Source organism: Paenibacillus radicis (ex Xue et al. 2023), from assembly GCF_024722015.1.
Classification (GTDB): domain Bacteria; phylum Bacillota; class Bacilli; order Paenibacillales; family NBRC-103111; genus Paenibacillus_S.
Map to the genome: position 1 here is coordinate 173,292 of NZ_JANQBD010000018.1, position 22,271 is coordinate 195,562.

Annotated in this window: 20 protein-coding genes; 14 read left to right on the forward strand and 6 right to left on the reverse strand. The window is 42.7% G+C overall.

Going from position 1 to position 22,271, the window contains the following annotated elements; translation table 11 throughout:
* Positions 1–163: 163 nt before the first annotated feature.
* From NV381_RS23765 to NV381_RS23780, 4 genes are all read left to right on the forward strand, one after another.
* Positions 164–2,914, forward strand: a complete 2,751-nt coding sequence (locus tag NV381_RS23765; RefSeq protein ID WP_258215776.1) for a glycoside hydrolase family 3 C-terminal domain-containing protein — start codon at positions 164–166, stop codon at positions 2,912–2,914.
* A gap of 61 nt (positions 2,915–2,975) precedes the next feature.
* Positions 2,976–4,754, forward strand: coding sequence for an S-layer homology domain-containing protein (locus NV381_RS23770; protein ID WP_258215777.1), 1,779 nt, complete (start codon positions 2,976–2,978; stop codon positions 4,752–4,754).
* A 99-nt stretch (positions 4,755–4,853) separates the two neighbouring features.
* A complete protein-coding gene (locus NV381_RS23775) occupies positions 4,854–5,030 on the forward strand; it encodes a hypothetical protein (RefSeq protein WP_258215778.1) in 177 nt (58 codons plus the stop codon).
* A 59-nt stretch (positions 5,031–5,089) separates the two neighbouring features.
* Positions 5,090–5,863, forward strand: coding sequence for a metallophosphoesterase family protein (locus NV381_RS23780; protein ID WP_258215779.1), 774 nt, complete (start codon positions 5,090–5,092; stop codon positions 5,861–5,863).
* Positions 5,864–6,056: 193 nt separating this feature from the next.
* On the opposite strand, the gene NV381_RS23785 is transcribed toward NV381_RS23780, so the two are convergent.
* Entirely contained in the window at positions 6,057–6,521 is a 465-nt protein-coding gene (locus NV381_RS23785; protein ID WP_258215780.1) for a VOC family protein, read from the reverse strand.
* A gap of 170 nt (positions 6,522–6,691) precedes the next feature.
* On the opposite strand from NV381_RS23785, the gene NV381_RS23790 reads away from it, so the two are divergent.
* Entirely contained in the window at positions 6,692–7,126 is a 435-nt protein-coding gene (locus tag NV381_RS23790; protein WP_258215781.1) for an Lrp/AsnC family transcriptional regulator, read from the forward strand.
* A gap of 131 nt (positions 7,127–7,257) precedes the next feature.
* Here the strand turns inward: NV381_RS23790 and NV381_RS23795 are convergent, their stop codons facing one another.
* Complete coding sequence (locus tag NV381_RS23795; RefSeq protein ID WP_258215782.1) at positions 7,258–8,142, reverse strand: alpha/beta fold hydrolase; 885 nt, start codon at positions 8,140–8,142, stop codon at positions 7,258–7,260.
* A 155-nt stretch (positions 8,143–8,297) separates the two neighbouring features.
* Between NV381_RS23795 and NV381_RS23800 the strand changes: the two genes are divergently transcribed.
* Together NV381_RS23800 and NV381_RS23805 are read left to right on the forward strand one after the other, a co-directional pair.
* A complete protein-coding gene (locus NV381_RS23800) occupies positions 8,298–9,050 on the forward strand; it encodes a MerR family DNA-binding transcriptional regulator (protein ID WP_258215783.1) in 753 nt (250 codons plus the stop codon).
* A 365-nt stretch (positions 9,051–9,415) separates the two neighbouring features.
* On the forward strand, positions 9,416–10,165 hold the full coding sequence (locus tag NV381_RS23805; protein WP_258215784.1) for a class I SAM-dependent methyltransferase: 750 nt from the start codon (positions 9,416–9,418) through the stop codon (positions 10,163–10,165).
* Positions 10,166–10,276: 111 nt separating this feature from the next.
* Here the strand turns inward: NV381_RS23805 and NV381_RS23810 are convergent, their stop codons facing one another.
* Positions 10,277–10,804 carry a GNAT family N-acetyltransferase gene (locus NV381_RS23810; RefSeq protein WP_258215785.1) on the reverse strand — a complete coding sequence of 176 codons (528 nt, stop codon included), beginning with the start codon at positions 10,802–10,804 and terminating at the stop codon, positions 10,277–10,279.
* Between the two features lie 1,033 nt (positions 10,805–11,837).
* On the opposite strand from NV381_RS23810, the gene NV381_RS23815 reads away from it, so the two are divergent.
* The 7 genes from NV381_RS23815 to NV381_RS23845 all read left to right on the forward strand — a co-directional run bounded on the left by NV381_RS23815 (position 11,838) and on the right by NV381_RS23845 (position 19,140).
* Positions 11,838–12,890, forward strand: coding sequence for a GntR family transcriptional regulator (locus NV381_RS23815; RefSeq protein ID WP_258215786.1), 1,053 nt, complete (start codon positions 11,838–11,840; stop codon positions 12,888–12,890).
* A 130-nt stretch (positions 12,891–13,020) separates the two neighbouring features.
* The gene (locus tag NV381_RS23820; RefSeq protein ID WP_258215787.1) at positions 13,021–13,329 is read left to right on the forward strand and encodes an L-rhamnose mutarotase; all 309 of its coding nucleotides are present in this window, start codon (positions 13,021–13,023) and stop codon (positions 13,327–13,329) included.
* A 16-nt stretch (positions 13,330–13,345) separates the two neighbouring features.
* On the forward strand, positions 13,346–14,848 hold the full coding sequence (locus NV381_RS23825; protein ID WP_258215788.1) for a sulfatase-like hydrolase/transferase: 1,503 nt from the start codon (positions 13,346–13,348) through the stop codon (positions 14,846–14,848).
* 128 nt (positions 14,849–14,976) lie between these two features.
* Positions 14,977–15,921 carry a carbohydrate ABC transporter permease gene (locus NV381_RS23830; protein WP_258215789.1) on the forward strand — a complete coding sequence of 315 codons (945 nt, stop codon included), beginning with the start codon at positions 14,977–14,979 and terminating at the stop codon, positions 15,919–15,921.
* Positions 15,922–15,931: 10 nt separating this feature from the next.
* Positions 15,932–16,753 carry a carbohydrate ABC transporter permease gene (locus NV381_RS23835; protein ID WP_258215790.1) on the forward strand — a complete coding sequence of 274 codons (822 nt, stop codon included), beginning with the start codon at positions 15,932–15,934 and terminating at the stop codon, positions 16,751–16,753.
* 120 nt (positions 16,754–16,873) lie between these two features.
* The gene (locus tag NV381_RS23840; protein ID WP_258215791.1) at positions 16,874–18,331 is read left to right on the forward strand and encodes an ABC transporter substrate-binding protein; all 1,458 of its coding nucleotides are present in this window, start codon (positions 16,874–16,876) and stop codon (positions 18,329–18,331) included.
* An 11-nt stretch (positions 18,332–18,342) separates the two neighbouring features.
* The gene (locus NV381_RS23845; protein ID WP_258215792.1) at positions 18,343–19,140 is read left to right on the forward strand and encodes an SDR family NAD(P)-dependent oxidoreductase; all 798 of its coding nucleotides are present in this window, start codon (positions 18,343–18,345) and stop codon (positions 19,138–19,140) included.
* A 277-nt stretch (positions 19,141–19,417) separates the two neighbouring features.
* Here the strand turns inward: NV381_RS23845 and NV381_RS23850 are convergent, their stop codons facing one another.
* The 3 genes from NV381_RS23850 to NV381_RS23860 form a co-directional block, all read right to left on the reverse strand.
* Positions 19,418–20,086 carry a DUF2642 domain-containing protein gene (locus NV381_RS23850; protein ID WP_258215793.1) on the reverse strand — a complete coding sequence of 223 codons (669 nt, stop codon included), beginning with the start codon at positions 20,084–20,086 and terminating at the stop codon, positions 19,418–19,420.
* Positions 20,087–20,122: 36 nt separating this feature from the next.
* Positions 20,123–21,463 (reverse strand): arsenic transporter, encoded by a 1,341-nt coding sequence (locus tag NV381_RS23855; RefSeq protein ID WP_258215794.1) that lies wholly within the window; start codon positions 21,461–21,463, stop codon positions 20,123–20,125.
* 391 nt (positions 21,464–21,854) lie between these two features.
* Positions 21,855–22,268: a dihydrofolate reductase family protein gene (locus NV381_RS23860; protein ID WP_258215795.1), complete on the reverse strand. Its 414-nt coding sequence runs from the start codon at positions 22,266–22,268 to the stop codon at positions 21,855–21,857.
* Positions 22,269–22,271 lie beyond the last annotated feature (3 nt).

Genomic DNA, 22,271 nt, shown 5'->3' on the forward strand with positions numbered 1-22,271 from the left:
AGGGAGGGGGAAATAAACTGAGAAGTCCGCCTATATTCCGATGAGAGGGTAAAACTTAAATGTAAGCGCTTTAAATCGAGGTTATAAATAGAATATGCATTAAAAATTACAACAGTGGGAACGAATAGTCTCTTATTCATCAATACCTTAGGAGGGGTTCTGTTTGGCTTATAGCTTTTATAATTCGAAAAAATTCACAGTAGCTGCACTGATTATGTTATTGACCTTTACTCTTAACTTCACTAGTGGCGTTCTTGCTGCTGTTCCTCCCCAGTTGTCCTGGATGGATGCTTCGCTTGCACCTGAAGTGCGTGCTAATCTTCTTGTCAATGCGATGACGCTGGATCAGAAAATCCAGCAGCTCGCCGGGAAAAGCGGTGCGATTCCGGAGCTTCCTGAGTGCGGAAGTCCCGGCCGACACGTACCTGGCATCCCTGAGCTGGGAATCCCCACATTCCGGATCACTAACGGTCCTGTGGGTCTTGGCGGTGGTGACTGCTCCCCACAGGATAAGGCTACAGCGTTGCCTGTCGCACTTGGTCTTGCAGCTAGTTTCGATACAGACCTTGCGTACAAGTTTGGTGACTTGATGGGGCAAGAATCACGTACCCTTGGATTGCACGAGCTGGAGTCACCCGGAATGAATCTTGCGCGCGTGGGAGAAGGCGGCCGAAACTTTGAGTACTTTGGTGAGGATCCTTACCTTTCCGGAACTATGGCTTCGAAGGAAATACGCGGGATTCAAGCTAACAACATCATAGCCATGTCGAAGCATTACGTGCTTAATGACCAGGAGCAGAACCGGATGTCAGTCAACGTGAACGTCTATGATAATGTACTTCACGAACTCTACCTTCTGCCTTTCGAGATGTCAGTTAAGGATGGCGGCGTCGGTTCGATCATGTGCTCGTACAATCGTATCGGAGGCACTTACGCCTGCGAAAACCCATATACGCTGAACACTGTTCTTCGAGATATGTGGGGCTTTAAGGGATATGTACAGTCCGACTTTGGAGCTACACACTCTACTGCCCCTGCGCTTAACGCCGGCTTGGATTTTGAAATGCAGTCTGCCAGCAACTTCAGTGTTACAAAAATTAATGCTGCACTTGCTGATGGCAGTCTTAAGATCGAAACAATAAACCAAGCGCTCTATCGCCGTTACTTGCAGATGTTCAGATTCGGTATTTTCGACCGACCAATTGTACATGGAACCATCAATGCAATTGCCAACGGAACAAAATCACGTGAGATGGCCGAGCAAACTGCTGTTTTACTTAAGAACGAGGGTCAACTGTTACCGCTAAAGTCCACCGTGACAAGCATTGCTCTGATTGGTCAGTCGACTTTCGTTGATGCAGCAGTCGCTGGCGGAGGAGGCAGTTCGCGGGTCCAACCGTTGTATACGGTCACACCGCTCACGGGTCTGCAAAACGCCCTGACGAAACTCGGCTCGAACGCGACAATCAACAAGGTGACGGTAGCCAATAACAACAGTAACCTTAGCGATGCAGTTGCTGCAGCGCAAGCGGCCGATGTTGTCATATTGATGGCTGGTGTCGTAACCAGCGAAGGCAGCGACCGCCCCGATCTGTCCCTGCCAAATAACCAGGATGCGCTGATCTCAGCTATCGCAGCAGCAAACAATAAAACTGTGCTTGTGCTTAAGGACGGGGACTCGGTTCTGATGCCTTGGGTCAATAAAATCCCTGCGATTCTCGAGGCCTGGAACCCGGGTCAAGAGGATGGTAACGCCGTAGCTAATCTGCTGTTCGGTTTCGCCAATCCATCAGGCAAGCTCCCGGTGACTTATCCAGTCGCTAAGGCGGACACACCTACGAGCTCTGCAGATCGCTATCCTGGCATCGGTTCAGGCATCCCACAGGTATATTACTCTGAAGGGCTGCAAATGGGTTACCGCTGGTATGACTCCCAAAACATTAAACCGCAATTCGCCTTCGGCTACGGCTTGTCTTACACGAACTTCAAGATTTCTAATCTTTCCATTTCGCAGCAGTTTAATGATGGGAACGTACCGATCGAGGTATCCTTCCTCGTAAAGAACACAGGAAACGTTGCGGGCGCCGAGGTGCCTCAGGTTTATCTGGGTCTGCCTACTATTGCGAACGAGCCGCCGAAGCGTTTGGTAGGCTTCAAGAAAGTTTCCCTCAGCCCGGGTGAGGAGAAGCAAGTCAAGATCACGATCGATCCAGCTGCGTCGAACCATCCGTTATCCATTTGGGATACCACTGCACAGACATGGAAGACCCTTGACGGCAAGTACGATGTGTATGTTGGAAATTCCTCGGAAAACATTAATTTGACCAGTTCCTTTAGAGTGCATCATACAATGGCTACTTTGAGCGGAAAAATTTCCGTAAATAAAGGGGAAACTTTCGCATTGAAATACGGCTTGAAAAATGTAACGAGCAGTGTTTATCAAGGCATTTACGGGCAAGACTTGACAGTTAACTTTGACCCGAGCCAATTCGAATTTGTAGGTGCAAGTTCTTTGAAATCAGATCTGGCTGTTGTAAGCCAAACTCCAAGTTCTGACGGCACTGTGCGAATTATGCTCGCAGGTCTAGGCAAAGGGATTACTGCAGATAGCGATTTTCTGAACATCCAATTTAGGCCAAAAGCCGATTTGCGTTCACCTAAAGATATTACTTTATCGTATATTTCTATTGCTGGCTCGAATGGAGAGAAGGTTAATTTGTCCAATGTAGGAAGCTATAAAGCAGATATTAATAAAGACGGCTTTATGGATATCGGCGACTTGGCCATAATTGCTGCGGCGTATGGAAAAACTTCCGGCAGCGCGGATCGGGTACAGTATAAGACAATGGATTTTAACAACGATAACATAATCAACATTATCGATCTTGTCTTTGTAGCACAACAAATCAACTGATTGTATAAGTGGGGGGAGGTAAGGCTCCCTCCTGCTTTTACCGAAAGGATGGGTCATCGGAGTGAGACGAAACATACGGTCATTTAGCTTAATGTTGCTCGTAGGTATCCTGTTAATGATTCCGAGGTTTGCTTATGCAGCCGGTACGCCGACTTTTGCCATGCAATTGAATAATGCGCAGGCAACAGTGGGGAATGAAATTCAGGTTACCGTTACCGGCAACAATATAACTGATTTGTCTGGTTACGAAATGAATATTGATTATGATAATACATTGCTGGAGTTAAAGAGTGCTAAAAGTAGCGTTTCGGGATTTTCCGCGGTAATTCCTCAAACCGATGGCCGCCATTTGCAATTTGTGTTCAGCAAATTAAGTGATGTATCTGGTGAGAATGGAACTATGGTTCTCGCCACCGTAACATTCAAAACAGTGGGTTTGGGGAAAACAACTATTCAGTTGAAGGATTTAATCCTTGTGGACAGTAAATTGAATTCTCAGACCATTAATGGAAATGCCAATGTGACGGCATCAATTGTTACGAGTTCAAATAACGGTGATAATGGCTCAAATAGCGGCAACGATGGTTCACAGAGCAATCCAAACAGTGGTTCAACAGCGAATCGTGGTTTAGGAGGCATCAATAATCCAAATAACCAGGGAATCATTATTTTACAAGCTACTGATGCCAAACTGGACGCGATAACGAAGATAGCAACCTTTGTATTAAATAAAACAACTTTAGAAAGTACAATTCAGCAGGCGGAAGTAAATGAACAGGGTATAAAAATTATAAAAATAATAATGAATGAAGTATCGGGTGCGACGGCATATAAACTACAGGTTCCCTCTATTTTTCTTTCGAGTAATGGAAGTTTGATTCAAATACAGGTTGTTTCACCCATTGCTTCTGTGCTCCTCTCGAGCAGTATGTTTCATGAAAATGAAATAACTAATGAAGATATCGCACTACAAATCGGAGACGCAGGGCTCAGGAAGCTAAATGAAAGCTTAATCAGCCAGATTGGAGATCGCCCCGTTATTGATATTAGCTTGAAGTCTAGCAACAATACAATATCCTGGAGCAATCCGGATGCCCCGGTAACCGTAAGCGTGCCATATTCACCCAATGTAGAAGAGCTTCAATCGCCCGAGCATATCGTGGTTTGGTATCTGACAGGGGATGGACAAGTTGTGCCGGTATCAAACGGCAAGTATGATGCGACAACAGGCTCAGTGGTTTTTAAAACGACGCACTTTAGCGAATATGCGATAGCATTTGTACAAAAAACATTTAATGATATCACTTCTTTGGACTGGGCTAAAAAACAGATTGAAGTATTGGCTTCAAAAGGGATTATTAACGGCGTAACTGAGCAAATGTTTGTTCCCAATCAGCCGGTCACACGTGCCGACTTTTTACTCTTATTGACACGTACTTTAGAATTGAACCGAAGTAAGGGGCTGGGAGACAAGTTTGCCGATGTATATGAAGATGACTACTACGATGAAGCATTAAGGATAGCCAGAAAGGCAGGGATTACGGAGGGCGTGGGCAATAATTTATTTAAGCCTCACGATTCGATTACTAGGGAAGATATGATCGTAATGACAGAACGCGCGCTGAGAGTGACAAAGCAAATGACGAGCAAGTCAAAAGAAGGATATGTAAAACAATTCAGCGATTATGCACAAATTTCGGATTATGCTCTTTCTAGTGTAGCAGCATTAGTCGATATGGGCTTGGTACAAGGGTATGATAATGCTATTCATCCGAAGGAAACTACGAATAGAGCGCAGGCGGCTGTACTAATGTATAACATTTATTCTAATTTAAAATAATCTATTGAAATCCCGCAATAATGCAATGAAAGGAGATGCTTTCAGCACCTCCTTTCATTGCATTATTCGGTTTTTCTCTATTTTAAGGAGGTTACATCTGTGAATACGATGGATTTTCATCATACTCAGCATGGAATCGGTACAACATATACTCATTTGGTATTTGGCGTTATTTTTATTGTAATTACAATTGCAGGCTATTTCTACGCTGCAATTTTAAAGAAAGGACATGGAATCCATTCAAAAAAAGGATCGGGATTCAGCATTTACATTTAACAGTTGAATGTTATTGTAGATAGGTAATCAAAATGTTCTGGCAAACAGGGGGGATTGATGTGAAACTTGCTGTTATATCTGACATACATGGAAATTTGACGGCATTAGAAGCCGTTCTAAATGATATTGCAAAAGAAGCGGTTGATAAAGTAATTTGTTTAGGTGATATTGCTTATAAGGGACCTGAACCTGGGGAATGTGTCTCGGAAATACGAAGACTTGGTATTCCATGTGTTTATGGAAATACAGATTTATATCTTTTGGGGGCTACGGATATTAAAAATCTTCAGTCACATGAGTCTTCCTATATCCCAAGTCAAGATGAGCTGCCTTACCTGAATTGGCATATCGAACGTATGTCAAATTTAGATATTGAATATTTGTCAAAATTACCTTTTGAATACCGTTTTGAAGTAGATGGCCAATCGTTTCTTTTCGTTCATGGAACTCCAAAAGACTGTTATTCGGCGATTCAACCACATGATTCTATCCAATATGTTGAATCTAGTATCGCAAATATTCGGGCAGATTGGTTAATCATGGGTCATATACATAAACAGTTTATTTTCCGAAGTGCAAATACGGTTTTGGTGAATGCTGGAGCGGTTGGGTTCTCATTAGATGGCGATTCGAGAGCGGCTTACGTCACTATTGATACTAGACGGGATAAAGTTACTTTACATAGAGTCAATTATGATATTGAGAAAGCTGTTCAATCTGCTAAAAAAAGATTTTTTTGTTTTTCACCAGAATGGTATGGGGAAGCATTGCTTAAAGGTTGGTGGGAACCCATTCCCTATCCTGAACGAAAGAAAATAGATTTCCCTAATTGATCTGTCATATTGAACAAGTGGATGCGCAAATAACGGCTGCCAATGGAGGCCTTATTAAGCTAAGGAGAGACGAGAGCTGAATAGCAGCAAGCAGAGGGCTGCTGATGAAACAAACGGCAGCCGCCCTGTGCTTAGTTAAATACTGATAGGGGGGACCCTGATCATAAGTAACGACAAGTTTTCGTTAAAAAGCTTAATTTGCAAGGGTCTTGGTAGACATATCAAAATCAACCTCTTCAATAAATTCGATAACTTCTCCGTTGGGACTGTGAATGACAGCGTTCTTGACTACAAGGGGTGGTTCACCAAGTGAAAGGTAATCCGGTTCTATAAAAGCCTTTGCTCCGTGAGCAAGGGCTTTTTGAAACATTTCATCTACATTATTCACATAGAAGGCTAAATGTAATAATGCTCCATGAGCTATATCTTCTTCAGACGATGCTTTCTTGCCTTGAGCAGGGATGACAGCGTCGTTATCAAAGATCTCAATACAGGTTCTTTGATCAGGTGAAACTAGCATGGAAGCTTCTTTGATTTGAAAGGATGGCAGCCGCCAATGATGACCAACCTTGAACCCTAAAACTTCAGTATAGAATGTAATAGTTGCTTTATAGTTTTTGGCTTGGATCGCCACATGTGAAAGGCCGTTCACGCTCATTCGAAATTTCTCCTTATTTATAAGTGTTTTTATTTTTATAGTATACAGATATTAACTTGTTGAAATACATATGTTATATGAGGAAATCGTGGTAAAGTAGTTAATAAATATAAGCTAATTTGATTGATATGGCTTAATTTATAGATTTTAATCCAGGGGGTCTTATGCATATGGATCATCTAATCGATGATATTGACAAAAAGATTTTGCAGCTGCTTCAGCATAATGCACGAATGTCTATCTCTCAAATCAGTAAAGAAATTAGTATGTCCCAACCTTCGGTTAAGGAAAGGATTTTGAAGCTAGAAGACAAAAAGATCATTACCGAGTATTCGACACAATTTAATTTAAGGAATCTGAATCGAGGCATGACTACTTTTATTTTGCTGAAAACTGAACATTGCCAGGAGATCGTTGATTTTTGTGACAAGGCTAGGGAAGTAACAGATTTATATCGAATAAGCGGGGAATATAATTATCTTATCAAGGTACAAACGGCATCCATTGAGGAACTTGCCGAATTTCAGGATTCCCTCATAAAGCTAGGGCCTTCAAAGTCTCATATCAGTTTGAAAAATATATTGGAACACAGAGTTTTGCTCTAAATCTGCCAAAATCATTCTGAAAATGATAGCTTATCAAACTTGCCGTTATAGTCAGCGTGCTGAATCGATGTTTGCTTTTCGAGATCAGATTTCGCGGAATCTCCAACGATTTCTCCTTCAGATCTCCCTCACTATTCCCGATCGTCACGCAATAGCTTTTCTATTAACCAAGGTTTAATTAAAGGTAACACCGTTGCTGGTTGCATGGCTTTCGTATGATCCATGTCGTTTCCCTTCAAGATTTCAACATCCCATTCGAGCTCATTTAGTTGATTCTCATTTCTCTCCAGTAAACCGACGATATCGACCGTCACACTCCCAAAGTTCTCGCCATACACGATGGTATCCTTCTCTCCCGCAAAGGCAAACTTCGGAAGCTGCAGTCTGTCTTGTATGCTTCGGTCATCAAAACCCATTAAATTTTGATACAGGGTCATAAATTGCTTTGCAACCCGGGGATCAATCTTCACGGTGATATTGTCCCAATCAAACGCTTCAGGGTTTTCGGATGGCTGATGGGAAGTAACGGTGTTTTGTTCGTTCTGCAGCGCCTGCTCGTAGGCTTTGTTAGTCACCGTCATCATTTCCAAGTATGGTCCATTATATGGCGGGTACCCACCCATAATTAAGCTCTCCAGTCGATCGGTTCGGATGGCCAGTTGCAGTCCCACCAAAGCCAGCCAGGAATAGCCATAGTAGCTGAAGGATCGAATTTGCATCTCATCAGCGATCCGCAACAAATCCTTCACGACCTGTTCCGGCGTCAGGTGATCCGGGTTTGGATAAGCCAATAAATGTCCTTCATAATCGAAATAGAGAACCTGAAAGATATCCGCAAGTCCTTCGACAAAATGCTCACCTAGTTCCGGATCTACCCCCCACATATTCAATTTTTCGGCTTCTTCACCATAGACCGTTTTTTTAGCAATTGGCAGCATGATTGTCTTTCTATCGGGATTTCCGGCCAATCGAACCTCAATTTCTGAACCATTCATCAGCTTCACCATTTTTATCAACCAGATCACTCCTAAATTGCTTTTATATAATGATCATATAACATTTATGCAAGATTTCGGTTTGGACTATCTTTTAGCTTAATATGACGTACAATATGTGTATAAATCTTGTTGTAGCAGTTGAAGGTTTCACTTTAAATATTGGAGTGATCATAATGGAAGTTACCTATATGCCTAAACGTATTGCCAAGAAACTAAATGTCAGTACGACCACCCTAAGAAGGTATGAAGAACAAGGCTTGATACCGGAAGTGCCGAGAACAGCCAGCAATCGCAGATGCTATACTTCTACTCATCTGCAAGCTTTTGTTACCATTCGAGCATTGTTAAAAGGACATGATATTCCTGTCATCTATGAGGCAATGAGAAAAATAAAGCACGGGCATACAGTAGAATCCCTTTGGCTAATCAATGCTCAACAACATAACATTCAAATGGAAAAACAGCGAGTTGAAGAAGTTTTGACAATGATCAAACAAACCGACTTCTCTGGATTCAGAAATATGAAGGTAAGTGATGCAATGACGATCGGTGAAGTTTCTGCAATTGCCGGGGTCAACCCCTCAGCCATTAGACATTGGGAAAAAGAGGGGCTGATACATTCGAGGAGAAATGAAGAAAATGGGTACAGAGTGTATACATCGCATGAATTAAAAAAAATTATCGTGATCAGCAGCTTAAGAAAAACAGTCTACTTCATAGAGAGCATGAAGCAGTTGCTTGATGACTTAGAAACACAAACGATGGCTTCGATAGAAAGATCCTTTCAACTAGCTCTGAAAAAACTGAATGATCAGTTAACACTACAATATCAAGGAATCGCCGAATTGATGAGCTATATACAAAAAATAAACATGTGCGGGGACACAAGCATAATACCAATACATCATAACGAGGCGGCCAACTGATCTGGCTGACACGCTGCGATACGTGCAAGTATGCATCATAAAGAATTGCTTGTAAAATCATATTCCCTGAATTTATAATAAAATAATCTGTTCTAATGAGGTGAAGTGGATGTCAATCCGTAACGTTCGAGGTATTTAGTTTTCGGGCTGGAAAAAACGCGTACCAGCCATCAAGGGGGTTCTATACCCTTTTGACATATGAAAACTAAAACTTTGGATGGTGTCGGCTATCATCACTTACGTTAAAGCCAAAGGATACCAGGGGTTGTCTGAATAAGTGGGCTGATGAGCTATCATCTTGCCTCCTATTCAGTAAATTCTAAAATCCTTTGGCTTTTATTATCTCATTGAGAGGATTGAAAAAAATGAACGAATTAGAGTATAAGAATTTTTACGATAGAGTTGGAAAAACAAACGGCTGGGATTTTAGTAAAGTTAGATGTATATCTGAAGGAGTAAATTGGAATTTCTACAATGAAGTTTCCCAAAGATGCAAGAAATCAGACATATTGCTTGATATCGGCACTGGTGGAGGGGAAGCTCTGCTGTCTATTGCTGAGTTTGCTTTAATACTAGTCGGAATTGACAATTCAGCCGGAATGATTGAGGCCGCAAATGTTAATCTGAAATTATCAGGAAAATCAAATGTACGTATTTTGCAAATGGATGCTGACAAAATAGACTTTCCTAAGAACTTTTTTAACGTGGTATCTTGTAGGCATTCGCCCTTCTGTTCAAAAGAAGTAGCCAATGTATTGGTGAATGGTGGCATATTCCTTACGCAGCAAGTATGTGAAGAAGATAAACTCAATATTAAGCAGGCATTTGGGAGAGGGCAATCGTTCAGTAACCAAGACGGGACACTAAAAAATAGATATATATCAGAATTAAATGAAGCAGGATTTGTTGATATCCAGTCTTTTGAATTTGATGCAAGGGAGTATTACAAAACATACGAGGATCTAGTGTTCCTGTTAAAACATACACCGATCATCTCGAACTTTGGAAAAGTTGAGAATGACTTTACCGTACTAAAAAAATTCATTGAGGAAAATCAAACAAGTAAGGGAATAATGACCAATTCCAAACGTTTTATGATCATCGCAAAAAAATAAGGAGAAAGAATAAGGCCATCTCACTAACGAAAAACAATAATTTAACAACAAAGGGGCTGCCACTTGGCAGCCCCTTCGCTCCGTCTGATTTGCAGCTAAGTGCTGACTTGTCTATTTCAATGATTTATACATAAAATGTCTAATTTTATTATCCTTTTTAATACCTGTCCGGTAAATCTTCATTCCGATCTTACTTAAATTGTTGACGCTTGCTGCATTATCCGGATGTGCCGTGGATAATAAATGCGTATACCCAGATTCCTTCGCACATAGTTCACGCTGCAACGAAAGATGATACTGAAACGATCTTCCGCGGTAATCCGGGTGTACGATGCACGAATCAAGCATTGCAACTTCATGGTACTCCTCTTGCGAAATATCATAATGTTGGGCAATATTATCGTGGTCACTACCAGGAAAGGATAGCACAGCATAAGCGGTCAGCCTATCCTCATTAAAAATGCCAAATATTCTGCCTCTTGCCTCAAAATGTCGAGATAGAAAGTCCTCATCGTCTTTGAAAAACCAGTCTTTATGTTCAAGTCTCCAGTAAACAAAATCAAGAAGATCAAGAACTTTTGGCAAATCTGAAGGCTGCAGTATGACCAAAAACAATCGCTCCCTATCTTTAAGATTCATATATATTTTATCATGTGAGCGGCTTGTCTTGTTTGAAGTTACGGTTAAGAAAGTCCGTTTGCAAATGTTCAGAAGGCGCATAGAAGGATGTGCCTGCAAATACAATAGTCGCGGGGAATCGGGCAAAAATCTTAAAACATATAACCGAGTAATGTATCAACTATCATTATTAATATCCATAAAAAGGAAATTGAAAATTGATGTCGAATTTTCACCTGAACGCAAAAATTAATGAGGTGGTAATAATGATTCAACCTCAATCAGAACTTGACCCTCGCCCGACCACTAGTCCTCACAAATAACTGCAAACATGCAGTTATTTTCCTACCGGAATTGCTGTAGAGAGAACAAACCTGCAAAAGTGCATCCATTTTCATGGAAAATGCTCCGGCTCAGCTAAAAATGAAAAAATAAATGCACATTTGCATGAATTCTTTGAGATTTCGGATCTACCGGCCAAAGGCTGTAAAAATGCAGGTTTTTGGGAGCAGGCCATGGCTTCGAGTCGAATAATTAGATTAAAGTCGTATGCGTTGTCATTACCGTTCTTACGTTTTTGTCTAGCGCTAGGCTGGACACGGAGACGAAATCGAATGACTTCGTCAAGCGCTGATTTTGGTTTTGAGTTGTAATAATGGCATGGAATATTGGGTTACTTTGTATAAAGGCAGATCCAACCGTTGTCGAGGAGGAAACTTATATAGACATTTTTTATAAATCCAAAGAAGTTTTGCATTTTGAAGAAATTACATCTGTGACAATGGGATCCTCACTTGGCGAATCTGAGTTTGTGAAATAGAGGAGATGAATATTGTATGGATCAATCCATTTTGAGGGACGGGTTAACGATTATCTATTCATGCAAAAAAGAAACAGGTGACATTTGGCAGTAGTTTTTACATTGGTAACAACAGATGAGGGTAAAGGCCTGCTTTTTCACCAATCAAGTATCGGGTCGCTTGCCACCCTAAAGGATATGGTGTAACTTATATATAAATGTATATATTTGATAAGAAAAGCGACGGAGGAAGGTATGAACAAAGATTTTACCCCAACCTATTACTCTATTAAACAAGATATCAGAGATAAAATAGCCGGAGGTATATACAGTCCAGGTGAACTGTTGCCGAGCAGAAATGTCATGTGTGAGCTGTATGATTGCAGCTGGGGCACCTTGAATAGGGCTATTACGGAGCTTATACTCGAAGGTTTATTAACCGCGAGAAAAGGCAAAGGGACGTATGTGTCCAATCAAGAGCCCCCCCGGGAGAACAATCCCCACCAGGCAGCGGATACGTTGAATGTTTGGTTGTGCAACAAGCACCGCAGTGTATATGCCACCTTGTCGGAGATGATGGACGGCATGCGGGATGAAGCACATAAACGAGGCGTTTCCATTCGATTCCTGGATCTGGCAGATCTGCAATCGATCCCCCCTGGACTGGATGAATATATCATTGTTACCCCATCCAATGACCAATGGAATGTATTGGTTGATGCTCGGAATAAAGGAGAGAGGTTCGTCGTATTGAACTCTAGCTGGGAGCAAGCTCCTTTTCCCTGTGTGGATTCGGATATATATGGCGCAGTATTTGAGGCTGTTGGCTATCTACTGAAGCAGGGCCATCAGCGGATCGGTTTGCTTGGCATCCGGGACGGATTTACCAACTATGAACGGAGGGTTGATTCGTTCCGGGACGCCTTTAAACAATATGGTGTTCCCTTGGAGAATCAGTGGATTGTTGGACGTCCGGAGGACAGGACAGAGGCTAAAGTGTTATATTCAAATTGGCTGGATCGTAATCCGGAGGTGACTGCGCTATTTGCTGCGGATTACACGACAACCTTAATATTGTTAGAACTTCTGCAGGAAAAGGGGATAACGATTCCAGCGGATTTGTCCTTGTTTATCGTAGGCACCCCACAGCATGCTTTTGTGCAAAACGGATCAGTTAGTGCCATAGTACAGCCCTTTCACGAAATGGGGCGATTGGCGGTAAGCCGACTCCTGGAGAGGCAGCTTGATTCGGGCACGGAATTGCTTCCATGTGAATTGAAAATAGGCGATTCTGTTGTCGCTATCTAATGGGTCTTCTAATTTAAAGCCGTATTCCGAGTGAGCATGATCGGAATACGGCTTTTTGTTGACAATAAATGGGTCGTTGCTTTACTATTATACATATATATAAAGGTTGTGAGAAACAGGAGGTGACAGGATGCACAGACGCGCTTTTTGTTTAACAATCCGATCTGGTATGGAGAATGAATATGATCGAAGGCACCGGGAGGTTTGGCCGGAGCTTTTGGTGCTGTTAAAGGATTGCGGTATCCGAAATTATTCGATTTTTCGTCAAGGTCAAAGCTTGTTTGGTTATATGGAAAGCGTCAATAACATCGATGAAGCTTTAATCCGACTAGACGCTCACCCCGTTCAGCGAAAATGGTACGATTATATGTCTGCCATTCTCATTCGGGATGGGGATAAGGGCATGACATTGCTGGATGAAGTATTTCATTTAGATTAACAAAAGGAGCGAAAGTATGACAAAATTGAACCATAACGCTAAGCCAATCAATATTCTTTTTGTCATGGCTGATCAGCTTCGGTACGATAGTCTGGGGCACACAGGGCATCCGATGGTAAAGACACCCAACATTGATAAGCTTGCAGCTGAAGGTACCCGATTCGAGAAAACGTATGTACAGTCCGCTGTTTGCGCGCCATCCCGGGCTTCCATCTATACAGGACGTTATGTCCATGCCCATCGCGTCAGGTTCAATGAGGTTCCGTTCGGAGCCGGTGAACAAACGATTGCCGATTATTTCAACGCGGCCGGTTATCGTTCAGCTCTGATTGGACGCACGCATTTTACTCCTATTACGGAAACCTACGGATTCGAATATTATGCCTATTATGACGGATTGCCTGCGAAGGACGGATATTCGTCTTACCCGCAATATTTGCGGCAATGCGGATACAGCGAAGAAGACATCCGCTTCCGTTACTGGCCCAGAGAGCTTACACCTCAGCCCGGACATGAAGCTTATCCAGAGGATTTTGCAGAGGCCGATTATCCGTGCCGCATTTGTGAGGAGCATTCTGATACCGCTTACATGACGAATGAAGCAATCCGGTTTATGAAGGAAACGACGGAACGTCCATGGATGCTGCATCTATCCTATTGGAAGCCTCATCTGCCGTTTAGCGTATCCGAGCCTTATTTTAGTATGTACGACCCGAGGGAAGTACCGATGCCTAAGCTGAAGGAGGGAGAACTGGAGCATAAGCCACCGATACAAGAGCTGTTTCGCAATGAACGCAGGGGAAATTTCCTCGAAGATGAAGAACGGCTCCGACGTGTACGCGCTGCGTATTACGGAATGATTACACAGCTGGACGATCATCTGGGCCGCTTGTTTGAAGAGATGCGGCGAATGGGGGTATTGGAAAATACCTTGATCGTATTTACTTCGGATCACGGTGAATATTTGGGCGATCATCATATGATCGAGAAAGAGCTGTTCTACGAGCAAGCGGTGCATGTGCCGCTCATCCTCAAGCTGCCGGGCACCATTCCGCAAAATCGAGCCATTTCCGAGTTTGCCGAAGCGGTTGATTTACTACCAACGTTGCTGGAATTAGCGGGCCTACCCCTACCTAAGGCGGTCCAGGGTACGAGTTTGCTGCCATTAGTAAATGGTACTGCTCATGATTGGAAGCGTGAAGTATTCGCCGAGTGGGACTTCCAGTATTATCACTGCCGCAAGCAGTTGGGTTTGGCACCTCATCAATGCAAGGCGACGATGATTCGCGATGACAATTGGAAGTATGTGCATTACAGCAATCAGCCTTGTGAGCTGTACGATCTGACGGCCGATCCCGACGAATTTTGTAATTTGGCTGAACAGCCGCAATATAAGGAACGAATCGAGGCGATGCGCAGTAGAATTCTCAATTGGCGGTTAAGAACGGAAGATCCGGTCCCGGAGGTCGATTTGACCTTTGCCTCTTACCTAAGGGATCCATGGGAGGATAAAGCTTAGATGAACTGTGTTCATATCGGCCTCTAGAATGGCAGGATCGACCACGACAGGCAGGCGGCTGCAAGCTAAAATGGTTGTATCAGTCGCGCGAAATTCGTGAGCGGCTACATGAGAAAGGAGAAGGGATAATGGCAGAATCCCAATCCGGTGCGGTGGTTTCCACTCAACCCAAGACGGCTAAGGCATCACAACGAAGGAGAAAGCTGAATAAGCATTTGATTGCCTATTCCTTCCTCATACCTATATTTGTTTCAATGGGTCTATTCAAGTATTATCCGTTTTATACGGCCATCTTAAAGTCGTTTTACCAATGGAACGGTGCGAATATTAATAAATTTATCGGCTTGAATAACTTCGTCCAGCTATTAAGCGACCCGACCTTCTACGTTTCTCTCAAAAATGTAACGATATTGACGATCAGCTTTGTACTCATCCAATTAACACTTCCGTTATACGCAGCTGTCGGGGTATTTCATTCTAATAAAAAACTCCAGAATGGATACCGCGTGCTGTTTCTTGTTCCCATGGTCGTTCCTTATATCATCATCTTTTTACTGTGGAGATGGATATATATGAGCAACGGCATGTTAAATGTGCTGCTTAAAAGTATCGGCTTGGAATCCTGGACCCATGCATGGCTTGGAGAAAGCGCGACAGCCTTGGGATCGATATTATTCGTCAACTTCCCTTGGATTGGCGGCATTTATTTCCTCATTTATTTGGCGGGTTTAATTACAATCTCCCCGGAGCTGTTCGAGGTCGGCAGAATGGACGGCATGAATGCTTGGCAGCGTTTTCTTCACATTGAACTGCCTCTAATCAGAAATCAAATCCGGCTGGTTGTTATTCTCGCATTCATTCATCAATATCAAAGCTTCGAAAATATTTTGGTGCTTACGAACGGAGGTCCCGGCTTTACGACACTGACACCGGCTCTTTATTTATATAAGAAAGGCTTTGAATACAATGAATTAGGTTATGCCTCTGCTATTGGCGTATTGATCTTTGCTATTCTGGTGCTGTTCACATTAGCCGCAAACAAACTCATTAAACCGACAGAGAAACTGGACTAGGAGGAGAAGGATGAGTAAATTTACTTATGGGTCTGCTGTCAATCAATTTTTTTTACTGCTGCTGGTGCTGTTGACGTTGTTTCCCTTTTATATGCTGCTGATCAGCTCCTTGAAGTTTCAGGATCAGATTCTTCTCCATTTCTGGACACCGGTATTTCCGATTCATTTAGAGAATTATGCAGGCGCTTTCAAACAAATCTGGCCCTTTATCTTAAATTCCATTTTGATAACGGCGGGAATTATTGCATGCGTGTTAATTAATTCTACCTTTGCCGGCTACTCGTTCGCACGCTTCAACTTTTTTGGTAAAGGAATTTTATATTCCCTTGTTATCATTCTGATGATGGTGCCCGGATTTCTTCTGCTGATTCCACAGTTTATTTTGTTCAAGCAATTGGGATTACTCAACACGCATTGGGCGCAAATTTTCGGTCCGATGGCTGGCGCTTCTGCTTTGGCGACAATGCTGATGCGCACTTTCTTCGAGGGACTATCCTCAAGTCTCTTTGAAGCGGCGGAGGTAGAAGGAGCAGGGGAGCTAAGGATTTTCGGGCAAATTGTACTGCCGTTGTCGCAGCCCGTTATTGCAACTGTGGCCATTATTAATGCATTGACCGGCTGGAACAATTACATTTGGCCATTGGTCGTCACCTCCGGGGATAAAGTCCGCCCAATCATACTCGCGTTAAGCAATATCAAGGGACCGCTGGAACAAGCACAAGGCTTGCAGTTTGCCGGTTACGTCATCGCCTCTTTGCCGCTGCTGATCTTGTTTATGTTTGCCACCAAGTCCTTTATCAGCGGGATCACCTCAGGTGCGGTAAAGGGCTGATTCCTTGCTTCATCCGTTCAGCAGATTTGATAAGACAAGGAAAAGCGCTTTTCACAAACTCAGTTGTAAGGTTCGAAGTATTTTTGCTTTGGATGATGAATAGAGAGGGTGTAGATAAAAATGAAAAGAGCAAAGAGTTCACTATCTCGTCTAACTATAGGAGCGGTTTTGGCGGTTACCGTTGCGGGCTGCAGCAGTACGCCTTCGGGCGAAACAGGTTCCGGTAATCAAGCGGGCTCCAGCGCTAAGACGGAGCTGAATGTTATGGTCATGACGGAAGCAACCGGAGATCAGGCGGAGCAAACTATTTGGGAAGACACCGTCAAAATGTATGCGGAGAAAAACCCTAATGTGAAGATCAACCTGCAGCTGCAAAGTTTTGGAGGCGTAGAGCAGCATCGGACTTGGGTTACTACCCAGTTGATCGGGGGCAATGCACCGGACATCTTCACAACCCGCTATATATGGGATCAGGAGGATCTGAAAAAAGGACTGCTTGTAGACCTGACCCCGTATTACAGCAAAAAGAATGCTAACCTTGGTGATAAAACATGGGAGGAAGTTTTCCCGAAATCCGTACTGCAGCGGCTTCAAGGTGAAAATAAAACGTATGCCAGCGTGCCTACGAACATCGACTCGGTTCGTGTTCTTTACAATAAGGACCTGTTTGCTAAAGCCGGTATCACGAACGTCCCCAAAACGTGGAACGAGTTTCTGGATGCGCAGGAGAAGCTTAAAAAGTCAGGTGTAACGCCTTTTGGTTTTCCAAATACGAAACCGGGGGATTATAACTACAGCTGGACAACTCGTATTTTGACGGAAGAACTGATCGCGGGGCAGTATGAAAAGATGGATGTGAACAAAAGCGGCTTTATCGAGTTAAATGAATATACGCGCGCTGTGGATCAAGGCATTGTAGATATTACCCAATCCCCTTACAAGGACGTATTCCCGATCATCAAAAACTGGAGTCAGTATTGGCCCAAAGGCTATAACGGAATTGACTTCAATACATCATCCGATATGTTCCTGCGCGGTGAAGTGGCGATGATTATGAGAACTTCAGGGCAGAGCAAAGTCATTTATGAATCCAGCGCACGGAAGTTCGAAATAGCGGCGTTCCCTCTGCCCTATTTGACAAAAGAAAACCATCCTGATGCTGTAGGAAAGCTGATGGAAATTGGTGGAGTTCCCGCGGGCAATATGGCGATCCCCAAAACAATCAAGCCGGAGAAGCTTGATGCTGCCGTTGATTTTATGGCATTTATAACCTCGTCCAAAGTTCAAGGTATACATGCCGAGAAGCTTTATAGAACTCCTGCGATAGCGAACGCTGACCTTCCCGAGAAATTGAAGGGCTTCGCCTTTCTAGGCGATCCGATGAAGCTGAATATTTACGGTGGAGAGGTCGACAAAAATGTGACGGAAAACAATCAAAAGATGGGTCAGCTTTATTTGGAAGGCTCTCTGCAGGCAGACAAGTATTTAAGCGATCTGAAGAAGATTATGTTGGATTTCGTAAAGCAAAAGAAGGAAGAAAACAATTGGAATGCCGAAAATAATTACGGAATCAAATAAGGGGCGGAACAATGTACAGTGATTTTGCAGGTAAAGCAGCTGTCGTAATAGGGGGCACCTCTGGAATAGGCTTAGGTGCTGCAAGGAGATTGGCACAAGGCGGCGCGAAGGTCGTTATCTCCGGTGTCAATGAGTCTGATGGGGTCAAAGCTGTGGATGAAATGCGGAATATGGGGATTGATGCTTTTTTCAAAAAAGCCGATATACGATATTCAGCGGAAGTTGAGTCATTAATTCAATTTGCCGTTGAAACTTGCGGGTGGCTGGATATTCTCGTTAACAGCGCAGGCATCCAGCGTTATGGTGATACTGTGCAGACCTCTGAGGAGGTATGGGATGAAGTGATAGATATCAATCTGAAAGGCATGTTTCTTGCATGTAAATATGCTATTCCTGAAATGCGCAAAGCGGGAAAGGGTGCCATCGTGAATGTTTCCTCCGTCCAATCATTGGCCTCGCAGAAATCGGTCGTCGCATACTCAGCAAGCAAGGGAGGCATTAATGCTATGACTCGCGCAATGGCTCATGATCATGCTCATGAGCAAATCCGTGTGAACGCGGTCTGTCCTGCCTCCATCGACACGCCCATGCTGCGCATGTCAGCGGATATGTATAAGGGGGAGCAGAGCAGTGAGTCCATTCTTGCTGCTTGGGGGAACATGCATCCAGTTGGACGTATCGGCACCATAGAAGAAGTAGGAGAGTTGATCGCGTTTTTGTGCAGTGAACGAGCAAGCTTTATTACTGGGGCTGAATATAAAATCGACGGTGGTATGCTTGCCGCTTTAGGTGTGAAGTTACCGGAATAATGAAAGTAGATGAGGGTAAACAGCCTGCCGCATGGAACGGCAGCTTGACTCAGATAAGGGGTAGCATTCTAGGGGGAGAGTGATATGTAGCAATAACAATATCTAACTAGACGTAAAAAAGGAGACATAGTCATCTTTTTACGTCTAGTTAAAAACCCAAACTTTTAAGACCATATTCTCATATTATGAGGTGTGCATAATGCATTGTTCAACCTTTTTTCGATCGACCTTCCTATAGAAGGTCGTTTTTTTATTGCGAAGAAAGATACTTCAACAATCATGTCGTATATACCGTTTTTAAATGCTGCAGATTCCAAACTATTTTATCTCCATTGGCATTTATAAGTTCTATGAAATCACTATCCGCTTTCTGGAGCAGGCCTATTTTTTTTGTGTTATCTCCAAGATCAAAAACAACCAGTTTTCCTTCGAGCTTTTTACACTGTTCTTCAAAGGTTCTTGATAAAGTAATATTGATGGGACTCAAAGGAAGCGACTGGTTATCAAGCGAATAGGGTGTGTGATTAGAGCGATAAGGAATTAACCATTTTAAGTGGTTCATAGATATAAACATGGCTTTATAGACAGGTGAATAGAAGACGAAATAATCATTCATAATACTCGTTAAATAACCATGGATCGTTTTATTTCCAGTTACATAAATTTCTACAAAATGTCCTTTTGCAGCATTTAATATTTTCCTGTAGGAGAGGCTATCCGCTTGATAATCGATTGGCGTATCCTCCGATTTATTGTCGGGTTCCGTACTAGATTCCGAATTCAATTTTACATTCTGAACGTTGACTAGGGGGATATAATAGAACTGTTGTTCATGGACTATGACCATAATATCCAACCCTAAATCGATTAATGTACCTTTACAAATATTATTTCCTGAAATATCCACAATCACTTGTTGACCCACAAATTGTTGAATCACACGCATACAAATAACCTCCAATAAATGATCTTATCTGTCGAATTAAAATATCCAGGATACCCAAAATGCTAAAATGACTAACGTGAAAATAACTGTGATTGGGATGACCGTAGCCGTCACCTTCAAGTATTGGGCCCAGCTTAGATTTACTTTTCCTTTTTTGATAATATGCATCCACATTAAGGTCGCAAGTGTGCCAATTGGTAAAAGAAGAGAGCCGATGTCACTGCCGATTACACTTGCCAGATAAGAAATTTTTAAGGTAAGAGGATCAAGATCCATGCTCGTCAAGGTTAACGTTCCTACCATCAATGCAGGATGATTGTTAAACAAATTGGATAAGATGGAAAGCAGAATTCCCATCATTACACTTGCATGAAGTAAACTGCCGGAAATGAGCGGCTTCATAAGGTGAACAAGCATCTGGGTTAATCCTATATTATGCAAACCATAAATAATCACATACATACTGAAGGCAAAGATGAGTATATACCAAGGCGTTTTTCTGATCATGTCGGCTGGTGTAATTTTCAAATGATACCAACGCCATCCAAGCAGGAATGCAGAACCGATAACGGCCATCAATGGAACAGGAAAATGAATGAAAGAGGCAACAAATAGACTTATACGAACGCTGAATACAAAAATTAATATATTCCGCATGAATTTGGTTTGATTCTCTTTTGAAATCGGAGACGAAACTTCTTTCAGCGGATGTGTTTGATTTAAGAATTCGGCATGAATTGTTGGTAGTTTGCGAGGCAATACACGATAAAAACTAATAAATAATAGGAATGTAAGGAGTACAAGACCCAGTGAAGCAGGAACAAACATCATTGCCGTGTGCATATAGAGGTCCATATGAACAATTTTTAATGCAATCAAATTTACAATATTACTTACGCCGATAGGTGCGCTAGAAGCTGTTGCAATTAAAGCTCCGGAAAGCAGATAAGGAATTTTTTGGTGGTTTTTAAGGCCCAATTTATGAAGCAGCATGAGTAAGATTGGTGTTGTAATTAATATACTGCCGTCGTTGTTAACGAAAAGGGTCATCAGAAAACAAAACAAGTTTGTGTACCAGAAAAGGCGTATCCCGGATCCTCTTGCCCGTTCCAGAAGCTTCTCAGCAGACCAGGCAAAGAATCCAAAGCTTTCCAAAACGATGGCCATAACAATCGTTGCCATAATGGTTACGGCTGCTCCGCCTATGGTTTCAGTTATATTACCCAAATCAGATAAGGTAACACTCCCGCTGAGGAGGACTAGTATGGCACCAACGGTTGCTGGAATAGATTCATTGACATTCGGATGCAAGAAAATAAAAGTAATGGTACATAGGAACGACAGGATGGTGATAGGAATCATGTAATCTTGCAGCATTATAGTTTCAACCTCTTTTCGATAAAGTAAGATCTTTGATATCATCTCTACAAGCTCTCTAGTGAACTGCACGAACTGCTTAGGAGTTAAGGTTCCATGGTTGTTTTTCCTCCCCTTATAGATGTCTTATAGTGTCATTTGCATAATATGTTCAACTAACATAGGGGGGACTAGCCGATTATCCAATTCTATAATTTTCCACTAATAGCCTGGTATAAAGACCTATCCTTTCTTCTAGTCTACCATTCAAAGAAAAAAGGCGAGTCTCCTAATTATGGAGAACTCGCCTCAAATACTATCGTCACATACACATCCACACTGCAGTTGTTCCTTAATTACTAGTATAAACCCACCAATTGCGTTAATTGGCGGGTTGTTGCGGGATGACTTATTAATGACTTATCGTGTAGTGCAACTGAACGACTCCACTGCCGAGGGACTTGAAATCCAATAACTCCACATCTTTGTATTGGTAGTGTTCTGTATTTAGCAACAGGTTGAGCCCTTTACCCTCGAGCACAGGTGCAACATTGAATATCAACTCGTCGACAACTCCTTGACCTATAAATGCATTGTGCAGATCAGCACCGCCCGCAATAAGGGCTGTTTGATGTCCTTTTTCGTGCAGGTAATTCAGAGCTTCTTGTGGTGATTCTACAATCTTTATGCCGGGGATATTTTTGACGCTCTTAGAAACCACGACGATGTCAACATCGGCAAAAGGACCTCCACCGCCGCTTCCCCGCATGCCCTCAAACGTTCGACGCCCGACGATGAAGTTACCGACTGTCTTTGCATGCTCCATAAA